Source organism: Terasakiella sp. 4MB5A, from assembly GCF_050058155.1.
GTDB lineage: Bacteria > Pseudomonadota > Alphaproteobacteria > Rhodospirillales > Terasakiellaceae > Terasakiella > Terasakiella halodenitrificans.
In genome coordinates, this window is the sequence record NZ_CP188815.1 from 528091 (window position 1) to 545617 (window position 17527).

Annotated in this window: 17 protein-coding genes and 1 pseudogene; 10 read left to right on the forward strand and 8 right to left on the reverse strand. The window is 47.5% G+C overall.

From position 1 onward, the window contains the following. Nucleotides 1-29: 29 nt before the first annotated feature. From ACI0FF_RS02555 to ACI0FF_RS02580, 6 genes are all read left to right on the forward strand, one after another. Complete coding sequence (locus ACI0FF_RS02555; protein WP_419798589.1) at nt 30-1658, forward strand: ArnT family glycosyltransferase; 1629 nt, start codon at nt 30-32, stop codon at nt 1656-1658. Between the two features lie 167 nt (nt 1659-1825). Beyond that, entirely contained in the window at nt 1826-2116 is a 291-nt protein-coding gene (gene groES, locus ACI0FF_RS02560; RefSeq protein ID WP_188665609.1) for a co-chaperone GroES, read from the forward strand. 61 nt (nt 2117-2177) lie between these two features. Beyond that, nucleotides 2178-3821 carry a chaperonin GroEL gene (groL, locus tag ACI0FF_RS02565; RefSeq protein WP_419798590.1) on the forward strand — a complete coding sequence of 548 codons (1644 nt, stop codon included), beginning with the start codon at nt 2178-2180 and terminating at the stop codon, nt 3819-3821. A 152-nt stretch (nt 3822-3973) separates the two neighbouring features. Then, nucleotides 3974-4732 (forward strand): SDR family NAD(P)-dependent oxidoreductase, encoded by a 759-nt coding sequence (locus tag ACI0FF_RS02570; protein ID WP_419798591.1) that lies wholly within the window; start codon nt 3974-3976, stop codon nt 4730-4732. 131 nt (nt 4733-4863) lie between these two features. Further along, the gene (gene thrC / locus ACI0FF_RS02575) at nt 4864-6252 is read left to right on the forward strand and encodes a threonine synthase (protein WP_419798592.1); all 1389 of its coding nucleotides are present in this window, start codon (nt 4864-4866) and stop codon (nt 6250-6252) included. Then, entirely contained in the window at nt 6253-7494 is a 1242-nt protein-coding gene (locus ACI0FF_RS02580; protein WP_419798593.1) for a M16 family metallopeptidase, read from the forward strand. It begins immediately after the preceding gene. Here ACI0FF_RS02580 and ACI0FF_RS02585 read toward each other — a convergent pair. Both ACI0FF_RS02585 and ACI0FF_RS02590 read right to left on the reverse strand, forming a co-directional pair. Next, nucleotides 7491-8360: a DMT family transporter gene (locus tag ACI0FF_RS02585; RefSeq protein WP_419798594.1), complete on the reverse strand. Its 870-nt coding sequence runs from the start codon at nt 8358-8360 to the stop codon at nt 7491-7493. The genes ACI0FF_RS02580 and ACI0FF_RS02585 overlap by 4 nt on opposite strands. Further along, nucleotides 8357-8548, reverse strand: coding sequence for a hypothetical protein (locus ACI0FF_RS02590; RefSeq protein WP_419798595.1), 192 nt, complete (start codon nt 8546-8548; stop codon nt 8357-8359). Before ACI0FF_RS02590 ends, ACI0FF_RS02585 begins: the two co-directional genes overlap by 4 nt. Nucleotides 8549-8693: 145 nt before the next feature. Between ACI0FF_RS02590 and rbr the strand changes: the two genes are divergently transcribed. Both rbr and ACI0FF_RS02600 read left to right on the forward strand, forming a co-directional pair. Next, a complete protein-coding gene (gene rbr, locus ACI0FF_RS02595) occupies nt 8694-9530 on the forward strand; it encodes a rubrerythrin (protein ID WP_419798596.1) in 837 nt (278 codons plus the stop codon). Between the two features lie 139 nt (nt 9531-9669). After that, on the forward strand, nt 9670-10956 hold the full coding sequence (locus ACI0FF_RS02600) for a mechanosensitive ion channel family protein (protein ID WP_419798597.1): 1287 nt from the start codon (nt 9670-9672) through the stop codon (nt 10954-10956). Between the two features lie 20 nt (nt 10957-10976). Here the strand turns inward: ACI0FF_RS02600 and ACI0FF_RS02605 are convergent, their stop codons facing one another. From ACI0FF_RS02605 to ACI0FF_RS02625, 5 genes and pseudogenes are all read right to left on the reverse strand, one after another. Next, entirely contained in the window at nt 10977-11594 is a 618-nt protein-coding gene (locus tag ACI0FF_RS02605) for a DMT family transporter (RefSeq protein WP_419798598.1), read from the reverse strand. Further along, nucleotides 11564-12342: pseudogene (locus ACI0FF_RS02610) on the reverse strand (IS5 family transposase). The gene ACI0FF_RS02605 and the pseudogene ACI0FF_RS02610 overlap by 31 nt, the downstream one beginning before the upstream one ends. Nucleotides 12343-12379: 37 nt before the next feature. Continuing rightward, nucleotides 12380-12670 carry a hypothetical protein gene (locus ACI0FF_RS02615; protein ID WP_419798599.1) on the reverse strand — a complete coding sequence of 97 codons (291 nt, stop codon included), beginning with the start codon at nt 12668-12670 and terminating at the stop codon, nt 12380-12382. Nucleotides 12671-12790: 120 nt separating this feature from the next. Next, nucleotides 12791-14413 (reverse strand): indolepyruvate/phenylpyruvate decarboxylase, encoded by a 1623-nt coding sequence (gene ipdC / locus ACI0FF_RS02620; protein WP_419798600.1) that lies wholly within the window; start codon nt 14411-14413, stop codon nt 12791-12793. A gap of 72 nt (nt 14414-14485) precedes the next feature. After that, the gene (locus ACI0FF_RS02625; RefSeq protein WP_419798601.1) at nt 14486-15388 is read right to left on the reverse strand and encodes a transcriptional regulator GcvA; all 903 of its coding nucleotides are present in this window, start codon (nt 15386-15388) and stop codon (nt 14486-14488) included. A gap of 148 nt (nt 15389-15536) precedes the next feature. Between ACI0FF_RS02625 and ACI0FF_RS02630 the strand changes: the two genes are divergently transcribed. Together ACI0FF_RS02630 and ACI0FF_RS02635 are read left to right on the forward strand one after the other, a co-directional pair. Next, a complete protein-coding gene (locus ACI0FF_RS02630) occupies nt 15537-15770 on the forward strand; it encodes a DUF1127 domain-containing protein (RefSeq protein WP_419798602.1) in 234 nt (77 codons plus the stop codon). A gap of 116 nt (nt 15771-15886) precedes the next feature. Beyond that, the gene (locus ACI0FF_RS02635) at nt 15887-16783 is read left to right on the forward strand and encodes a DMT family transporter (protein ID WP_419798603.1); all 897 of its coding nucleotides are present in this window, start codon (nt 15887-15889) and stop codon (nt 16781-16783) included. Here ACI0FF_RS02635 and ACI0FF_RS02640 read toward each other — a convergent pair. After that, nucleotides 16780-17493 carry a substrate-binding periplasmic protein gene (locus ACI0FF_RS02640; protein WP_419798604.1) on the reverse strand — a complete coding sequence of 238 codons (714 nt, stop codon included), beginning with the start codon at nt 17491-17493 and terminating at the stop codon, nt 16780-16782. The genes ACI0FF_RS02635 and ACI0FF_RS02640 overlap by 4 nt on opposite strands. Nucleotides 17494-17527 lie beyond the last annotated feature (34 nt).

Below are 17527 nucleotides of genomic sequence, written 5' to 3' on the forward strand. Positions count from 1 at the left end.
GTCGCCTATCGGCAAGGAAAGTGTGGATAATGTTGCAGAAATACTGGTCTCCCGTCACGTTTACAGTCATGTGGTTCGTGTTGGTCGTGGTTGCGATCTGGACCCGTCCGGCTTTGCCGGTGGATGAAACGCGCTATTTGGCGGTGGCGTGGGAAATGTGGCAACGCGGGGATTTCATTGTTCCGCATTTGAACGGTGAAACCTACAGCCATAAACCGCCTTTGCTGTTTTGGTTGATGAATGCGGGCTGGGCCGTTTTTGGGGTAAATGACTGGTGGCCGCCGTTGGTTGCGCCTTTGTTTGCGTTGGCCTGTTTGTTTTTAACCCGCAGTATGGCACAAAAATTGTGGCCTGAACGTCCGATGATTGCGGACCTTTCCCCGATTATTTTGTTGGGTGCGGCTTTTTGGACTGTTTTTACCACCGTTACGATGTTTGACATGCTGGTTGCGGCCTGCACCCTGTGGGGATTACTCGGCCTGTTGATGGTTTGGCGTGACGGCAATGTGAAAGGCTGGTGGTTTCTGGCTCTTGCCATTGGCTTTGGTGTGCTGGCCAAGGGACCGGTGATTTTGTTGCAAATTCTGCCGATTGCGTTGCTGTTGCCGTTTTGGGATCGTGAAAAACGCATTAAGAATCGAAAACGATGGTATCTGAATATTCTGCTTTGTGTGCTGGGGGGGGCAGTAATTGGTCTGGCATGGGCAATTCCGGCAGGTATTCAAGGCGGTGAAGAATATCGCAATGCCATCTTTTGGGGGCAAACAGCCGGGCGCGTGGTGAAATCTTTTGCTCATGCACGTCCGTGGTGGTGGTATCTGGCTGTTATCGGTCCTTTGTTACTGCCTTGGGTTCTTTGGCCAAGCTTATGGCGCGGTTTGATCAAGAAGGCAGGTGTGATTTTTAGCGAAAGCCAAATCCGGTTTTGCCTCTTGTGGTTTGTACCGATCTTTGTGGCCTTTTCCTTAATTAGTGGTAAACAACTTCATTACCTATTACCCATCTTTCCTGCCTTTGCCTTTGTGTTGGCGCGTGTGCTGGCTGAAGGTGAATTATTTTCATCCCGGTTGGGGCGTTTACTGCCTGCTGGATTTATGGTCGTGCTGAGCGCGGTTTTAATCGCAGCCCCTTATTTGCCAATCCGTAAATTGCCCGATTGGGTCGCAATATTGCCGACTTATTGGATGCTGATCCCCTTAATGGTCGCCTTTTATATGATTGCCAAACCGATTTTGAATAATAAATCTGCGGTGATTGGTTTTACCAGCATGATGGGGGGCTTTGTGGTTGCGCTTCATCTTGCACTTGCGCCGTATCTTGCACAGTCGTTTGATCTCCATGCGATGGCACATAAGATTAAGACCATGCAGGATGATGGGTATGAGGTGGCATTTATTGCGAAATACCACGGGACATTCCAATTTTTAGGACGTTTGGAAAAACCGATTGCAGAATTGGCGACGGATCGTGGGGAAGATATGGCCGATTGGTTGGTTGCTCACCCGCGAAGTAAGGTGATTACACTTTGGAAACAAGCGGCACCGGATCATGAGGCGGTTGATTTTGTCCAAGATTTTCGGGGTAATAATTTTATCATTTTTGATGTGGGAAAATTGAAGGGCAACCTTGATCTCCTCCATCGTCGTGGTAAAGAGTAAAACCCGAAAATGCTGCGACGCAGCATAGAGTTTCATCAAAAAATAGTAATTCATGGCTTGACAGAAATGGGGTCACAAATTACCTCTGTTAGCACTCGGACCTAACGAGTGCTAATCATTGACTCGTTCGGGTCATTACTTTGGTGACTATCACGGAGTTTAAAACCATGAAATTTCGTCCTCTGCACGATCGCGTCCTCGTAAAACGCGTAGAGCAAGAAACTAAAACCGCTGGCGGCATCATTTTGCCGGAAGCTGCACAAGAAAAACCGTCCGAAGGCGAAGTTATCGCTGTGGGTGCCGGTGTGCGCAATAAAGACGGCGAGTTTGTCGCGCTTGACGTAAAAGCGGGTGACCGCGTTCTGTTCGGCAAATGGTCCGGTACAGAAGTCAAGGTTGACGGTGACGATCTGTTGATCATGAAAGAATCCGACATCATGGGTGTGATCGAAGCTTAATCAGCTTGTTCATCACATTTCATTATAATTTTTGACTGCTTAAAATAAGGGTCTAGCTCACATGGCTAAAGAAATTAAATTCGGCACAGAAGCTCGTGCAAAAATGCTTGAAGGTGTTGACCTTCTTGCAAACGCTGTAAAAGTAACACTCGGTCCTAAAGGCCGTAACGTTGTTCTGGACAAATCCTTCGGCGCTCCGCGTGTCACAAAAGACGGTGTGTCTGTCGCCAAGGAAATCACACTGGAAGACAAGTTCCAGAACATGGGCGCACAAATGATCAAAGAAGTTGCGTCCAAGACAGCCGATATGGCTGGTGACGGTACAACAACAGCAACTGTTTTGGCTCAGGCGATTGTTCGCGAAGGCGCTAAATCCGTTGCAGCCGGTATGAACCCGATGGACCTGAAACGTGGTATCGACATCGCGGTTGCAAAGGTTGTTGAAGACGTTAAAGCACGTTCCAAACCGGTTTCTACAAACGAAGAAGTTGCCCAGGTTGGGACAATTTCTGCGAACGGTGAAAAAACTGTTGGTGATCTGATTGCACAAGCAATGGATAAAGTTGGCAACGAAGGCGTTATCACTGTTGAAGAAGCAAAAGGTCTGGATACGACGCTTGACGTTGTTGAAGGTATGCAGTTCGATCGTGGTTACACGTCTCCGTACTTCGTGACCAATTCTGAAAAAATGATTTGCGAGTTGGACAACCCGTACATTCTGATCAACGAAGGCAAGCTCAGCTCTTTGCAGCCGATGTTGCCGCTTCTGGAAGCCTCTGTTCAGTCTTCTCGTCCGCTGTTGATCATCGCAGAAGACATCGAAGGCGAAGCATTGGCAACTTTGGTTGTTAACAAGCTGCGTGGCGGCTTGAAAGTTGCTGCGGTTAAAGCGCCGGGCTTTGGTGATCGTCGTAAAGCGATGTTGCAAGACATCGCAATCCTGACAAACGGTCAGCTTGTTTCTGACGAACTGGGTGTAAAACTGGACAGCGTGACTGTTGACATGCTGGGGACTGCGAAGTCTGTGGTTATCACCAAAGAAGAAACAACAATCGTTGAAGGTGCAGGCGATAAAGACGATATCGTTGCACGTTGCAACCAGATTAAAGCACAGATCGAAGAAACCACTTCTGATTATGACCGTGAAAAACTGCAGGAACGTCTGGCGAAATTGGCTGGCGGTGTTGCTGTTATTCAGGTTGGCGGTGCAACCGAGATCGAAGTGAAAGAACGCAAAGACCGCGTTGATGATGCTTTGCATGCAACACGCGCTGCTGTTGAAGAAGGTATCGTTTCCGGTGGTGGTACAGCTTTGTTGTACGCAACAAAAGCACTGGAAGGTCTGGAAGGTGAGAACCCGGATCAGAAAGTCGGTATCGACATCATCCGTCGTGCCCTGCAAGCACCGATCCGTCAAATCGCAGAAAACGCGGGTCATGACGGTGCGGTTGTTGCTGGTAAATTGCTTGAATCTAATGACACAAGCTTCGGCTTTAACGCACAAACCGGCGAATATACCGATCTGGTGGCTGCTGGTGTTATCGACCCGGTTAAAGTTGTTCGTGCAGCTTTGCAGGATGCGGCCTCTGTTGCTGGTCTGTTGATCACAACCGAAGCAATGGTTGCGGACCTGCCGGAACCTAAAGGTGCACCGGCTATGCCTGACATGGGCGGTATGGGCGGTATGGGTGGCATGGGCTTCTAAGTCCAAACCAACCATCAGCTTTATAAGCTTTGTAAAAAGGGGTCGTGCCTATCTGGTGCGGCCCTTTTTTCTTTGCAGGGCGGGGCGGTCTTTGATATAAGCTTCTTCAAGTTTACGTTGACGTAAAGGTAAACATTTTTTAGGAGAAGGATATGAACGTTCAAGGTTTGGCGGCAATTGTTACAGGTGGGGCGTCCGGTTTGGGGGAAGCCACGGCACGCAAACTTGCCAGCGAAGGGGCGAAAGTTGCCATTTTCGACATGAATGTGGACGCTGCGCAAAAAGTCGCTGATGAAATTGGCGGGATTGCGGTTGAATGTAACGTGTCTGATGCGGCCAGTGCCGAAGCGGCATTTGCCACCGCGCGTGAGGCACATGGTGCGGCCCGTATCGTTGTGTCTTGTGCAGGGATTGCGCCGGCCTCTAAAATCGTGGGGCGTAATGGCGCGCACGATCTGGATCTTTTCTCTAAAGTGATTAACGTCAATCTGGTGGGGACATTCAACATGACCCGACTGGCCTGTGCAGATATGCTGGAATTGGACCCGGTGAATGGGGAAGAGCGCGGCGTTGTGATTAACACGGCCTCCATCGCATTTGCAGACGGTCAAATCGGTCAAGCGGCCTATGCGGCATCCAAAGGCGGGGTGGCTTCCTTAACATTGCCGGTGGCCCGTGAAATGGCCCCGAAAGGCATTCGTGTTATGACGGTTGCACCGGGGATCATGGCAACGCCGATGTTGCTGGGTATGTCCGACGAAGTTCAAGAGGCTTTGAACAAATCAGTACCTTGTGGCCGTATGGGCAAACCAGAAGAATATGCCGATTTGGTCAATCATATCGTTAACAATGCCTATCTGTCTGGTGAAGTGATCCGTATGGATGGTGCCCTGCGTATGGCCCCTAAATAATCGGTTGTTTAAACCGCATTTGATATGGAACGGCCCTTACCTGTGTAAGGGCCGTTTTGTTTATTGGACTCTACTGCAAAGCATGTTAAACAGCGCGTCTAGGTTTTTATCTCGATGCAAAGAGGCCCAAGGTGCAATACGTTTCCACACGCGGCAAAGCGCCCGCACTTTCCTTTGATGATGTTCTTTTGACAGGTTTGGCCCGTGATGGCGGGCTGTATCTGCCGGAAAGCTGGCCGCAGTTCAGCGCCGATGATATCCGTGATATGCGCGGTTTATCTTATGCTGATATGGCTGTCCGTGTGATGTACCCGTTTGTGGAAGGTTCCATCCCGCATGCGGATTTTAACGAGCTGGTGCAGGATGCGTACAAGGATTTCGGTCATCCGGCGGTTGCGCCTTTGAAACAATTGGATTCTGATCAATGGGTCATGGAATTGTTTCACGGCCCCACTTTGGCTTTTAAAGATTATGCACTGCAATTACTGGGTCGTTTGTTTGACTATGTATTGAAAAAACGCGGGGAGCGCGTGACGATCGTTGGGGCCACATCTGGCGATACCGGGTCGGCTGCGATTGAAGCCTGTCGCGACCGCGAATGTATCGATATTTTTATCATGCATCCGAAAGGGCGCGTGTCTGATGTACAACGCCGCCAGATGACAACAATCTTGTCTTCCAACGTGCACAATATTGCTGTGGAAGGGACGTTTGATGATTGTCAGGATGCCGTGAAGGCCATGTTTAATGACATGGATTTCCGCGATAAATATAACTTATCTGCGGTGAATTCGATTAACTGGGCGCGCATTATGGCGCAAATTGCCTATTATTTCTGGGCGGCTGTTCAGGTTGGCGCACCGGATCGCAAGACTCGTTTTGCCGTGCCAACCGGGAACTTTGGCAACGTGTTTGCCGGATATTGTGCCAAGAAAATGGGTTTGCCGATCGACAGTTTTGTGATCGGGTCTAATCGTAATGACATTTTGACACGCTATTTCAATACTGGTGTGATGAAAATGGAAACGGTGGAACCCAGTTTGTCACCTTCTATGGATATTCAAATTTCATCCAATTTCGAACGCTTGCTGGCGCAACATTACAAGGCGGACGGTTCTGCCTTGACTCAAGCTTTGGCAGATTTCCGTGATACCGGTGAAGTTGATTTTGGTACAGAGCGCTGGAAAGCCATGTGTGAAGATTTCACAGCCCAATGTCTGAATGATGAAGAAACCAAACAGGCGATTAATGCGTTTTATCAGCAGACGGGTGAGTTGCTGGACCCGCACAGTGTCATCGGTTGCGCGGTTGCGCGCGATGCGGTGAAAACCGATGCGGTCACCATTGCCTTGGCAACGGCGCATCCGGCAAAATTCCCGGCGGCGGTTGAAGAGGCTTCCGGTGTTCATCCGGCCTTGCCGGAACGTCTAAGCGATTTGTTTGATCGTGAAGAACGTTTTGACGTTCTGGAAAATGATTTACCCACCATTCAGTCCTTTATTGAAAAGACCCTTGCCTAAATGAACGTTCGTATTACGACACTGGACAACGGTCTTCGCGTTGTCTCCAACCATATGGCGTCTGTCCAGTCGGTTTCCCTTGGTGCATGGATTGAAATTGGTGCCCGTCATGAAAAGCCGGAATTGAACGGTATTTCGCATATGTTGGAACATATGGCCTTTAAGGGGACGACGACGCGCAATGCCTTGCAATTGGCGGAAGAGATTGAAAATGTTGGCGGGCATATCAATGCCTATACATCGCGTGAAAATACGGCCTATTACGCCAAAGTATTGAAAGAGGATGTCGGCCTAGTGGTTGATGTCATTTCTGATATTTTGCAAAATTCTGTGATTGATAACGAAGAATTAGAACGTGAACGCAGCGTTATTTTACAGGAAATTTATCAGGCGAACGATACGCCGGATGATATTGTTTTCGATCATTTCCAACTGACGGCTTATCCTGACCAGGCCATGGGTCGCCCGGTTTTGGGCGAGGCGGATATCGTCAAATCCCTGTCTCGTGACACGGTCTTGTCTTATATGCAGGATAATTATGCGACATCGCGCATGGTCTTTAGTGCGTCTGGCAATGTGGACCATGACACATTGGTCGCCATGGTCGAAGAAAAGTTTACCTCTTTGCCGCGTGAAACACAGATTTTGCCAGAACCGACCCGTTATGTCGGGGGGGATTTTGTGGAAAACCGCCCCAATCTGGAACAGGTTCATTTGGTTGCCGGGTTTGATGCGGTTAAATACGATGATCCCGATTTTTACAGCTTGTCGGTCATGTCGACCCTGTTCGGTGGTGGCATGTCATCACGGCTGTTTCAGGAAATCCGCGAAAAACGAGGGCTTGTCTATTCGATTTATAGCTTTGTTTCTGCTTATGATGATGGTGGGATGCTGGGGCTTTATGCCGGTACGGGCCGTGATGAAATGAAAGAACTGGTTCCGGTGTTGGCTGATGAGATTGCCAAGGTCTGCGAACGTGTCAGTGAAGATGAAGTGCAACGCGCACGTGCCCAGTTAAAATCCAGCATTTTAATGTCACTGGAAAGCACTTCAACCCGGTGTGAACAATTGGCCCGCCAATTGACAGTGTTTAACCGTATTATTCCGGTGGAAGAAGTGGTTGAAAAAATTGATGCCATTGATGTCGATGCAGTCTGTAAGGTGGCCCGCCGTGTCTTTGCCAGCAAACCGACTTTGACTGCACTTGGCCCTTTGACAGAAATTCCTGAATTCAAAATTTAATTTCGCACAGCCAAGGCAACGCCAACGCTGACCACAGCCATACCGATCAGGGCACTTAGACCGAGTGTTTCGCCAAACAGGAAGAAGGCCTCCAACGCTGTTACGGCAGGGACCAGATAGAACATGCTGGCCACCTTGGAGGCCTCGCCCTGCTTGATCATCCACATCAATAAGCTGATAGCCCCGAACGAGGGCACGAAGATCAACCAGAACAGGGCGAAGATAAATTCCCCTGTCCACTGGATTTCCATTGTTTCAAAACCAGAGGCCAGCAGGCCGTAAATCAGGCAGGCAGCGAAATACTGGATGAAAGTCCCGCTCATCAGTGGCATGGTCGTGCAATATTTTTTCTGATAGACCGAGCTTATGGTAATGCAGACAACCGCGCCAAAAGCAATAAAAACGGCACTTAAGGGGAAGCCTTCAAACAAGGCGGTATCGTTCAGGTCAATTTTTTCACTGAGGACCAAGACCGTTCCGATGATTCCTAGCACCAAGCCTACCCATTGAACCGGGCGCACATTTTCCCCGAGAACGGGCTTGGCAATAAAGGCCGTTAGCAAAGGTTGGAACCCGGCAATCAAAGCTGTTAAGCCGGAAGGTAGGCCCATTTTGATGGCCGTAAATACCCCGCCGAGATAACCAACATGGATTAAAATGCCTGAGATTGCGACATGCCCACTCAGTTGGCGGCTTTTAGGCCATTCTTTTTTTAAGATCAGGAGAACAACAAGTAGAATGGCGCATGTCAATGTCATACGTACAAATAGGAAGGTATACGGTTCGGCATAGGGTAGGCCGAATTTGGCTCCGATAAAACCGGTGCTCCATAAAAAGACAAAGAGGAGGGGAATAAAACGGGTCACAGTTCGATATTGGCAACGTCGCGATAGACGTTTTGCAAACAACCGGCAGCTTCGATATCACCTTCGTTATGGCGGGTTTCCAGAACGCGCAAGCAGGCTTGTGCGATGGCCTGGACCTCGATGGTGTCCAGTTCGTTGAAAAAAAGCTGTGGGTTGGTTTTCAGGCCAATGATGAACGGGTTAGACATGTGTCTCTCAATGCTCCTTTCGAAATCTGTGCCCAATTTAGTTTTTTCTGAACGAAAAGAAAAGCTTCATATAGCCCCACTTGTCAAATCGTCTTTACGAGCCTAGTCTTCTTTTCGCACAGTGGCGTATTTTGGGGGAAGAAAAATGACAGTTGAAATTTATACAAAATATAATTGTATGTTCTGCAAAAAGGCAAAGGCTTTGCTGGAAGAAAACGATATTTCGTTTACGGAAATTGATGCAGGAACCATCGAGTCGTTTAAGGAAATGCAGGATCGTCTACCCGGTGTGCGCACTGTACCGCAAGTGATTATAGATGGACACCATATTGGGGGATATGATGTTTTGGAAGCGCATCAAAACGCCATTTTTAAGAAATACCATTCCCATCATAAACTACAAAAGACTGTCCCTTTTAAAGGAAGTCAGACGGAACAAAACATCCTGAAAGCATTTGTCGGGGAATGTGTGGCGCGTAATCGTTATACGTTCTTCGCTGCCAAGGCGAAGAAAGAAGGTTACGTGCAGATCGCGCATGTCTTTGAAGAAACAGCAGATCAGGAAAAGGCGCACGCCAGCCGCCTTTATAAATACCTGAAAGGCGGTGAGGTTACGATTACAGAGACTTTCCCGGCAGGAGGCAATGGGTCCACTGAAGAAAATCTGCGCGACGCGGCAGGGGGTGAACAGCATGAATATGAAGAAATGTATCCTGAATTTGCCCGAATTGCCTGGGAAGAAGGCTTTGATGATATTGCCGACACCTTTACCAATATCGCAGTTGCGGAACGCCAGCATGGCAAACGGTTTTTAGGATTGGCAGAAAATATCAAAAATGAACGGGTTTTTGTGCGGGCGGAAGAAACGGTTTGGCGCTGTCGCAATTGTGGCTTTGTTCATGAAGGTGCCGAGGCCCCGTTGAAATGCCCTGCATGTGATCATCCCCAAGGCCATTTCGAACTACGTGCGGAAAATTGGTAAGGACATAACGATGTTTTTTTAATGTTGCACAGGATATCAGAATGAAGACTTATACAAGGTAATTGTATTCATTAGATGTGGTAAGGCGGCAAGGAAGTGTTTAAAATACCTTGATGTTTTCTGAATTGGGATATGTTCTTTGGAAAATGCATATTTAAATATTGTTTTTACGACACTCAAAAGCGTTGATTTTTATCTGCAACTCCTTGTGATTGGGGTTACGGTTCTTTGTTCTTGGTCAACTTCAAGCTTTATTAAAAGTCGGATGTATAAAGTTTCTACTGATGAAATAGAGACTTTATCCAATAAAAACACGTTTTTTGTTGGCAGGGGCACGTCACGTTTACGGGATTTTATTTTTCCGGTTACCAATGTGATTTTTCTGGGTGTCGCCGTTGCTGTTTCAGAAGAAATTTTTAAGGAAAAATGGCTTGTACAGTTTGTGCAGGGGCTTAATTTTTTATCAATAGTGTATATTGCAGCAACGCAGGTCTCTACGAACTCAGGGGTTCGTTACTTCGCGTTCTTTGTGCTTTCGCCTACTATCATGATATACGCGGTCGGCTTTCTTGATGAGTTGGTTTCTATTCTAGAAGGCGTCAATATCAATCTCGGCAATATTAGCTTTACGCTTTACGCACTTGCACGCACAGTCATATTTGGAACTATTTTATTTTGGCTGGGGCGTGTATCCAACAGAAAAGGGCGCGATTTTATCCGTCAACGTCAGACACTTACGGATACGACCAAGGAATTGGTGCTTAAGGCATTCCAAATTGGTTTATTTGTACTTATTGCCCTCGTCATTATGCAAATTGCGGGTATCGATCTTACTGCGCTTGTCGTGTTTGGCGGTGCAATTGGGGTCGGTCTCGGTTTTGGATTGCAGCAAATTGCGTCTAATTTTATATCAGGTATTATCATTTTGCTTGATCGTTCAATCGCTATCGGTGACTACATCGAGCTTGAAGATGGACGTGCAGGTGTTCTGCGGGAACTTACGATGCGTTCGGCAACGCTCGAGTCCTATGACGGCAAGGATATTATGGTTCCAAATGAACGTTTTATCACGACAGCATTCGTAAATTGGTCACACGCACATAAAAAACAACGATATCCAATTGTCTTTCAGGTTGCCTATGATACTGACCTTGAAAAACTTTTTAAGATTCTTCGCGAGGTGGCATCCTCTCACCCTCAGGTTCTAAGCGGTGATAATGTGCCAATAGAAGAACGTCCTGATGCAGAAATTCAAGCATTTAAGGATAGTGGAATTGAAATTCTTTTAGAATTTTGGATGGAAGGTGTTGATGACGGAAGGAATAGAGTCGGAGGCGACCTATTGTTTATGATTTATAAAGCCCTTCAAGAAAATAATATTGTGATTCCATATCCGCAGCGCGAAGTTGTTATTAAACAAAAATAACCAATTTATTCTATGTGAATTTAGCTTCTTTTATGGGATCGTTGCGAAAGGACCAAGGCAACCCCGCCCAATGTGGCAAGGGAGGCCAAAACAAGACGCAGTGTCAAGATTTCATCCAGCAGCACCGTTCCACCAAGGGCGGCAATAATTGGAACGCATAATTGAACGGTGGCGGCTTGGGTGGCTTTCAGATAACGCAAGGCTGCATACCAAATGGTATATCCGCAGCCGGAAGCGAATGCCCCTGAGGCAATTGCCAAAAGAACGCCGTGATTACTGAGAATCGTTTGATCCAGAAAGAACAGGTTCATCACAATAACGGGCACCACGCAGTAAACAAAGTTCATGGCGGTGCTTTCCAGTGGTTTGGTCGTGCCCCGTCCGGCCAGTGAATAAAGCCCCCATGCAATTCCGGCGATAATCATTAAAAGGCTTCCGATCAAGTCCGGTGCATTCAGACCGGGGGAAACCAGATAAATAATCCCGCTGACGGCAATTCCCAGGCCCAGCCAGGATAAAAGACTGAAATGTTCCCCGATTTTAAGGGCATAGACAAACATGGTAAGCTGAACGGCCCCGAATAAAATCAAAGCCCCCGTTCCGGCCCCTAGGTCCTGTTGACAAAATATTTTACCCATACCCGAATTGATGTGACCTGCACGAAGCCAAGGAAACTGAGCATCGTCTTGTCATACCGAGTTGCAACCCGGCGAGCATTTTTGAGTTTGTTGAAGCAGCGTTCAACCTGATTTCTCAAGCCATATACGAAATCATCAACGGGAGTGATTTCCTTTCGGTTTTTCCGCATTGGGATCATGGCGTATCCACCGCGTTTCTCCATATCGTCCCGAATGGAGTTTGCATCGTAGCCTTTGTCTGCCAATAGAACCTTGGCATCTGGACCACCCCATTCCATCAATGGAGCATACCCTTTGTAATCTGATGTTTGGCCTTCGCTGATTTCCAGAGCTATTGGCAAGCCTTCGGCATTTGTTCGAAGGTGTATTTTGGACGTAAAGCCACCTTTTGAACGGCCGAGACCCTCTTTTTGAGTCCCCCTTTTGCCCCAGCAGCCTGATGATGGGCTCTGATGATTGTGCTATCTATCATTTGCACTGTATCTGGAACGGCTTTGGCATCGTTCAAGGCATCCAGTAGAACATCCCAAACGCCGAGCAATGTCCAGCGGCGGAATTGACGATAAACAGAGGACCATTTACCGAAGTAATTGGGGAGGTCACGCCAAGGTGCTCCTGTCCGGGCAATCCAAAAAATACCATCAAGAGTGAGGCGGTGATTTGAGGGAGGACGGCCAGATTTTGGCCCTTGGGCATGAAGGAATGGCTCGAAGAATAACCATTCATCGTCGCTCATCAAATTCCGCATAGACTTCTCCTCATAAAAAGAAGTCTTGAATCACATTCTAAGCAATTTGTGAACCCACTTTGTCAACAGGACCTAGGGAAAGGTAAGCAAAAGAAAAGAACACCATATAGGTGAACAGCATGGCGGCGCTTTTGATGTTTCCGTCTTGTCTGGATAAGGGACGGCGGCGGATCAGGACGATCAGGCACAGCATCACAGCACCGGAAATAATCCGAATGGAGGTAAAAGAAGCTGCGTCAATTGCACCGGTTTCAAGGGCTTGCCGACAGAGGATAGAATTGGCTGCCAGTGGGATCAAGGCGCAAGCTGTAAGCAAAAAAGCGTGCATGGAATAACTTTAAAAAGAATAATCAAACTATTCCAAGCTAGAGAAATTTATCCACAGGTACAAATCTTTTTATATAAAGGAGGATGCGACTTTAGTTTATCCACACCCTCCTTCAAGGTCCTATTTCGTTGTACTTAATCGTTTCACCGCGTTGACAAAGCGATTGAGGGTTTGGGAAATTTCGCCGCGTTCCAGCATGATTTCGATCAGTTGGAAACAGGATGTATCATTTTGGGCAGCTTCTAAGGCCTCGACCAATTCTTTACGGGTGGTGACGCGCACACCTTTCCCGCCCATCGGGGCTGCCATTTGGGCGAATTTCCAATCATCCAGATTGTGATAGTCCGGTCCCGGCTGGAAGGTGCGCAGCATTTCCCAACTGCGGTTGTTAAACAGCAAGACAATCGGGTTCCAGCCATACTGGCGGCAATTGCCCAATTCCCAACCTGTCATTTGAAAAGCGCCATCGCCAACCATGATTAATGGACGTTTGCCTGATGTCGCCTGAATACCGAGACCCGCCGGTACTCCCGGTCCCATCGAGGCATAATAGCCCGGTGCGATCAGGGCGGTATTGGAAATATCCATTGCGGTAAATAGACAGTCTCCCATATCCGATGCGATAGGCATTTTCCCATGTTTGGCAAACATATCGTTGACGGCGCAGGCGATATCGGTCGGTGCGATGGCTTTATCATCGGCGCTGAGATTACGCGGGTAGACAGGGGCAGGGTGTCGTTTGGCATCCCCAATAGGTTGGGCGATTTCAATCAAGGCTTCGATCAAACATTCCAGCGTAACTTCCCGGTAGGTGTGATGGGCGAAATTGACTTCGCGATCAAAGGCATGGATGCAGGCGCGCATATCAATCTCACGCTTGGAAACCCCGAAGTTGGTATCGGACAGGATGACGCCTAACATCAGCAGGCCATCGGAACGTTCGACCGCTTTGCGGACTTTTTCCGTACCGGCAAGGCCCAGATAAGTACCGATCAAGGGGATTTCGCTGTCGGCCAAAATACCGCGTGCCATGAAAGAAGTCACAACCGGCACACCCAGAATATTGGTGAGTTCCGCCAGTTTTTTTTCCAGACCAAAACGACGAATTTCCACGCCGGCCATAATACAGGGCTGTTTGGCGGCGCGTAAATGTTCCAGAACTTCTTCAGCACAGGCACGTGCGGCGTCCATGTTGTCACAGCCGGGATGAAAGGCAGGGACAGCCGCAATATCTTCGGCCACCATGTCACGCGGTAATTCAATATAAACCGGGCGTGATTGTTGAATGCAGGTATCCAAGGCTTGTGCGATCAATTGTGGTGCGGTCTGGACATCGTCCAGAATGACTTGCGCACAGGTAATTTCTTCAAAAATTTTATATTGGGAATCGATTCGTTTCACCTGATGATGCAAGCCAAGGCCGCGCTGGCTTTCCTGTTTGCCCGGTGCACCGGAAATAATCACCAAGGGTGATTTTTCCACATAAGCCTGTGCCACCGGATTAACCATATTAAGGGCACCTGCACCATATGTTACCGCAGCCACCCCCAGGCGGCTGTTGAAACGTCCTGCCGCATCAGCTGCAAACCCGACACCGGGTTCATGGCTGAGGGTATAAAGCGGTAGAACTTTAGTGTCTTCCAGAATTTTGAAGTAGGGAAGGGCAAAATCGCCAGGGATTCCAATAACCTCGGTAGCGCCGCGATCTTTTAGGGCGCAAAAAAGGGCTTCGGCTAGCTGCATGTGAAAGGCCTCTCTAATATAATTTCATTTGAAACTAGCTTATCAGAAAATATTTGAAATGAATGCTTAAATTTAGGCTGATTCTGATAATAACCAGTCGCGAAAAGCTTTAATTTTATACCTTTCCGTCGCGCCTTTCGGGCATACAAAATAGTAAGCAACGTTAGCGGAGATACTGAAATCAAACAAACGCACCAATCGCCCGGCATCCAATTCCGTCTGGATCAGGGCTGATCGCCCTAATGCAACACCTTCACCGACCATACAGGCTTGCATGACCATATGGGTATGAGAGAATTTTGGTCCTCTGGTATGGTCGACACCTTTGATCCCCGCTTCCTTTAACCAGTATTTCCACGCAAGGTGGGCTTCCGCATCGCTATGGATGGCGTAATCATGGATCAACGTATGATGTTTCAGGGCTTGTGGAGAAACTAATGAGGGGTGTTTCTCCAGATAAAGGGGAGAACATACTGGAAAAACATCTTCCTCCATAAATCGTTCCTGATACACATCTGGCCAATTGCCCAGTCCGTATCGAATGGCGCAGTCCACATCATCGCGAGCAAAATCAGTTAAGCTGTCGTCTGCTGCAATGCGAACGTCAATGTCGGGGTATTGATTAGTAAAATTTTGCAAACGCGGCACCAGCCACAGGGAGGCAAAGGACGGCATGACCGATACAGTCAAGACCCCATTGAGGTCGGATTTTAATAAAGTTTCCGTTGCACGCGATAACTGATCTAATGCGTCACGCACCTCAGGATAATATTGCTGACCATCATCTGTTAGCATCAAAGCACGGTTTAACCGCTTGAAAAGCTTAAGTCCCAAGTGATCTTCTAAAGCCTTGACCTGATGGCTGACGGCAGCCTGAGTCACATAGAGTTCTTCTGCCGCACGTGTAAAGCTGAGGTGGCGTGCAGCCGATTCAAATGCGCGCAATGCATTCAATGGGGGGAGTTTACGGGCCATTGTTTCGATACAATCCTATTGTTCGGATTAGTTTTACTTATGCTGTATAGCAAAAAAGATCGTTTGAGGACAGAAGAAAACATCTGTAAAAAGAAACCATAAGAGGCGCGCCTCTATTGACTAAACCTTAAACGTGATGGAGATCGTTATGTCAGTAGAAACTCTTAACATTATTGAATGCTGTTCAACCCATAACGGCGAAAAAGCACAGGCACGTTTGGGTACAATGCTGAAGACAGCACACAAAACGCTTTTTGTTTGGCTTCACCGCCATAATTCCCGCAAGTCCCTTGCGCATTTGAGTGAGCACATGTTGAAAGATGTGGGCCTGACAAAAGCGCAAGTGGAAGCAGAAATTGCCAAGCCGTTTTGGGTGAGATAAATTAATGCTTGCGGTTACGTCATCCCGTCGCACCGGGATCTGGATACTCCCGTGAATTCAGGCTCTGGCTTTATTGCCAGAGCGACGTTTTTGGAACAAGGCGGAATGAATTCAGCATGCCCAATGCCTTTCTTTATATAACAACGGTTTTGATCTGGGGCTCAACGTGGCTTGCGATTAAATATCAGTTGGGCGTGGTTGCGGTGGAAGCCTCCATCGCATACCGTTTCGCATTAGCCAGTATTTTATTGCTGGCTTTTTGCGTCTTTACGCGACGCTCTCTTGCGTTTGATCGTAAAACGCACATATGGCTTGCCCTGTTGGGTTTGTGCTTGTTTTCAGGCAACTACTTCTTCATGTATATCGCCAGTGGGCATATTACCACCGGGCTGGTTAGTGTTGGCTTTTGCTCTATGGTGGTGATGAATATTATCTTAAGCCGGTTGTTCTTTAAAACGTCCATATCCAGTCGTGTGATCGTTGGGGCAACCCTTGGTATGGTCGGAACTTTTATGGTTTTCTGGCCGGAAGTGAAACATTTTGACCCATCAGACAGCGGCTTATATGGCATGACATTGGTTTTACTGGGGACTTTGTGTGCATCGTTTGGCAATATGGTGTCAGCACGCAATCAGAAAAAAGGTGTTCCGGTTATGCAGGCAAATGCATGGGGAATGGCCTATGGGGCGTTGTTTATGGCAACCTTTGCCGCCTTTAACGGGGTTGAATTTACCTTTGATCCCCGTTTGGATTATGTTTGGTCCCTATTCTATCTTGCTGTATTTGGATCGGTGATTGCTTTCGGCTGTTACTTGACACTGCTTGGAAACATCGGCCCTGAAAAAGCGGTTTATAGTGTTGTGCTTTTTCCAATTGTTGCGTTGAGTCTTTCGACTGTTTTTGAAGGATATCATTGGCCAACGGCAGCGGTGGTTGGTGTGCCATTGGTTTTGTTGGGGAATGTCCTTGTCCTTACAAAACCTGGGATGTTTCGTAGATTTGTGCGTGTTTAAAGGCCGTTTGGAAATGCTTTTTTGTAGGCATTACGAAATGCATTTACGGTTTCCATCGGAGTATTCAAACTAAATGCGACATAAAGTGGTCTGGAAATTTCACTCAAATGATAAACCGGTTCCAGAATATCCGGAGAAAACCCCATTTTTTCAAGGCGATATTTAGTCGCCGTAATATCGGCAGGCATAAGGTCCAGACGATTGTTCAGCAGAAGTTTAATCCCGTTTTCCTCACTGGTGAGTTCTGTGACGGCAATTTTGTGTTTCTTCAAATACTGTCCTTTGACATCCTTGCGCAAAGCACCGATTTGATAGTTTCTCAGTTGTGCGAGGTTATGGACTTGGATGTCTTTTCGTTCTTTATGTTTGAAAATATGAACATCAAAGCCAACAACGGGTCCAATCCAATGGAATTTCTCTTCACGCTCAGGCGTGCGGGCCATTGAAAAAATAAGGGTGTTGGGTATGTTGAGTGCAATATTGTAGGCACGCGCCCAAGGATAGACACTGATGCTTGGAAAAAAGTGCAGTTGAGCAAGAATTTTACGAACTTGATTGACCGCGATTCCTTGAGCGGCCCCTTCTTCTGCAAAGCTATAGGGTTCGTAGAAGGACGTAACAACCTTTACTTTGGAAAAATCAGGCTGAGCAAAGCTGTTTGTGCTGAAAAAGAAAACAGCGCAAAAGAATGCCTTTACTAAACTTTTCATTTATGTTGCCATCCTTAAAAGTCTTATCCCATTT